The sequence below is a fragment of the Candidatus Cryptobacteroides sp. genome, from assembly GCF_056207615.1.
This window is the reverse complement of the sequence record NZ_JBAEER010000024.1, coordinates 1-3475: the sequence shown is the minus strand read 5'-3', so window position 1 is coordinate 3475 and position 3475 is coordinate 1. Positions and strand designations below refer to the sequence as shown.

General features: G+C 54.1%; 3 protein-coding genes and 1 pseudogene. 1 reads left to right on the top strand and 3 read right to left on the bottom strand.

The genetic code is table 11. The annotated features are described in order from the left end of the window. Positions 1–101: 101 nt before the first annotated feature. The gene (locus tag AC06ND_RS01355; RefSeq protein ID WP_475677200.1) at positions 102–629 is read left to right on the top strand and encodes a gamma carbonic anhydrase family protein; all 528 of its coding nucleotides are present in this window, start codon (positions 102–104) and stop codon (positions 627–629) included. Positions 630–686: 57 nt separating this feature from the next. Here AC06ND_RS01355 and AC06ND_RS01350 read toward each other — a convergent pair whose 3' ends face one another. From AC06ND_RS01350 to AC06ND_RS01340, 3 genes and pseudogenes are all read right to left on the bottom strand, one after another. Then, complete coding sequence (locus tag AC06ND_RS01350; protein WP_475677199.1) at positions 687–1457, bottom strand: SDR family NAD(P)-dependent oxidoreductase; 771 nt, start codon at positions 1455–1457, stop codon at positions 687–689. A gap of 54 nt (positions 1458–1511) precedes the next feature. Then, the gene (locus AC06ND_RS01345; protein ID WP_475677198.1) at positions 1512–3065 is read right to left on the bottom strand and encodes an AMP-binding protein; all 1554 of its coding nucleotides are present in this window, start codon (positions 3063–3065) and stop codon (positions 1512–1514) included. A gap of 72 nt (positions 3066–3137) precedes the next feature. Next, a pseudogene (locus AC06ND_RS01340) lies at positions 3138–3475 on the bottom strand (hypothetical protein); the annotation flags it as partial.

Here is a 3475-nt window from a genome sequence, read left to right as displayed (position 1 = left end):
TCCACCCCCTCTCCGAGGTCATATTTCAGCAATTTTTCGACTGATTCCATATACTGCAAATATACAAAGAAACTTGATTTTATTCATATATTTGTATCGATATGCTGATACATTCATTCAAGGAAATCTACCCCGAAATCGGGGATGACTGCTTCATTGCGGAGACGGCCGCCATCGTCGGCCAGGTAAGGATGGGCGACAACTGCTCGGTATGGTACGGATCTGTGCTCAGAGGCGACGTGAACACCATCGAAATCGGCGATCGCGTCAACGTCCAGGACTGCGCCGTGATCCATGTGTCCGGAGGGGAAGGCGGCAACGTCGTCATCGGCAATGACGTGGTCATAGGCCACAATGCCACCGTCCATGGCGCAACCATCGGAAGCCACTGCCTGATCGGGATGGGCTCCACCGTTCTCGACGGAGCCGTCATAGGCGACGGAAGCCTCGTGGCCGCCCATGCGCTGGTGCTCGGAAAGACCGTCATCGGCCCAGGTGAGCTCTGGGCTGGAGTTCCCGCCAAGTTCGTCAAGAAGATCTCCTCTGCCGCCGTCGGGAGAACGATAGACAAGGGCGTCCAATCCTATGTCGAACTCGCAGAGATCTACAACGAAGAATATAAGGAATAACAAAGAAGGACCCGGGCAATCCCCGGGTCCTTCTTATATCGTTTCCAGAAATCTGGACTAGATGCAGGTGTAACCTCCGTCGACGGCGATTGCCTGGCCGTTGACATAGGTGCTGCAAGGTGAAGCGAGGAAGAGAGCAACGGTGTCAAGCTCGCCCTCCTTACCGTAACGGCCTGTAGGGATAGCGCCGGCAGCATACTGTGCGAACCAATCGGTCTCGAGAGTAGCCTTGGTAAGAGGAGTCATGAAATAGCCTGGGCAGATTGCGTTAACTGTGATGCCCTTCTTGCCCCACTCAGCTGCGAGTGCGCGGGTAAGGTTCACTACACCACCCTTTGCTGCATGATATGGTGAGCTAGGAGCTGCCATGTTACCGACGAGGCCATACATTGAAGCGATGTTGATGATACGGCCATAGCCGGCCTTGATCATCTCCTTACCGAACTCACGGGCACACTTGAATGTACCGAAGAGGTCGATCTGGAACTCCTTCTCGAACATCTCATCTGGAACGTCCTCTGCTGGAGTGATTCCACCGGTACCGGCGTTGTTCACGAGGATATCCACGCGTCCGAAAGTTTCCATTGTAGCGGCAACGGCAGCCTTCACGCGCTCAGTGTCGGTGATGTCGCATGCGAAAGGAAGCACCTTCACTCCGTACTCAGCCTCGATTTCCTTTGCGTTCTCCTCGAGGAGATTCTGACGACGAGCGAGAAGTACGATGTTAGCGCCCTGATTTGCATATGCTTTGGCCATCTGGAGGCCAAGACCAGTTGAAGCACCGGTAATGACTGCTACCTGTCCTGTAAGGTCAAAATAATTCTTCATAATTCGTTCGTTTTCTAGGTTTCCTACAAATTTATAATAAATTTTTTCAAAAACCTAAACGGTAGGAGCACTTTCAGCGTAGAGGAAACGACGGATCTTCAGAGTCGCAGTCTTTTCGAACGGCACAGTCATGAACTCGACCTTGCTGATCTGCGAATGGGCCTTCACCTTGGAATTGACATGGCTGAGCATGTATGACTTGAGATGGGCTATCTTCTCCCTCACGACGACATCATTCGCCTGACTGAGGTCCACGGCCTCCTTGGTAGGCCTTACGAGGGCGACGAGCTTGCCGTCCCTGTGGAGCACGATCACGTCGTCCACCTCAGGAAGCTCAGCGAACACGGACTCGATCTCCTCCGGATAGATGTTCTCTCCCGACGGGCCTACGATCATGTTGCCGAGTCGTCCCTTGATGAAATAGCGTCCGTCCTCAGTGACGATCGCGAGGTCCTTGGTCCTGAACCATCCCTCGGAATTGAAAGCCTCGGCACTGCGCTCAGGGTCCTTGTAGTAACCAGGCATCACGTTGGTGCCCTTGACCACGATCTCGCCCTCCCCTGTCTTCGGGTTCACATTGTCCAGACGGACGTCCACACCGCGTATGGCATGTCCGATGGATCCCGGAATGGTGTCGTACCAGTTGCTCACGCACACGAGCGGAGCACATTCGGTGAGACCATATCCGATATAATATGGGAACTTACCGGTGTGGAGGAACCTCTCCACCTCAAGGTCGAGCTTCGCACCGCCGATTCCGAAGAATGCGAGGCGTCCGCCGAAGGCCCTGATGATCTTCTTGCAGATGATCCTGCACAGAAGCACATGGGCATGCCTGTCCATCCACTGAAGGAACTTGCTCTTCCTGAGCATGGAGAGGACTATGCCCTTGTAGATCTTCTCGATGAGGAGAGGAACGACGAGCATGGCGGTCGGCTTCACGTTTGCCAGCACCGGCATGAGATACGAAGGTGTAGGAGGCTTGCATATATACACGACCTGCGAGCCGCTCGCGAACGGATAGAGCATGCCTATCGACAGCTCGTACGCATGCGCAAGTGGGAGGACGGACAGGAGCACGTCCTTCGTGTCGATGACGTAGATATGGATGAAGGCCTCGAGGTTCGTGATGAAGTTCCTGTGGGTAAGCATCACGCCCTTGGCACTGCCGGTGGTGCCGGAGGTGTAGATGAGCACTGCGAGATCATCCTGGTTCATGGATGGGATCGCAGCGGCATCCGTGTCGGATTTCTTCTGTCTGATAATCCTGAGGCTCTCGACCTCAACGACGAGGTTAAGCTGGTCGAGAACTTCGGCAGGAACCTTGGCTAGACACTTTCTGGAGGCGAACAGGGCCTTGGATTCGGAGTGCTGGAGCACGTTCACGACCTCGTTCTCCGAGAACTCGGGAAGCACGGGAACCGCTACGCGACCGAACGCCGTGGCTGCGAAGAACGCAACCGGCCAGTTGACATGACCTGCCGAGAATATCGCGACCTTGTCCCCTGTTCCCACGCCGTGGGCTGAAAGGAGTTCGGACATTGAGGTCACCGCAGCCCGGAAGGTGCTGAAGGTATAAGAATCAGATCCGTCGGCCATTCTATTCATCACATGGCCGGAAAATTCAGATGTCGCCTTGACAAAAAGATCAGATAAGGTTTCTGCCTTTACCATTGCTAATTATTTGTTTTCTTTTTCCTTGGACTTCCTGTCGGCCTCTACGGTCGGCGCTGAATCCTTGTACTTGAACCTGCGGATCTTCATCGTGGCGGTCTTCTCGAAAGGTTCCTTCATGACCTCCACAGAACTGATTCGCGATGTCTTGTTTACGTTCTTGTTGACCTTGGTGAGGATCTTCTCCTTCCAGGCATCGATCTTCTCGTACATCTTGTCCTCACCTTCCTTGTCCCAGTCGATGAAGCCCTCGATAGGCTGCACGAGTGCGACGAGGTGGCCGTTTCTCTCGACAACGATGGACTCGGTGACGCCCTCAGCGTTGTTGATCACGTCCTCGATCT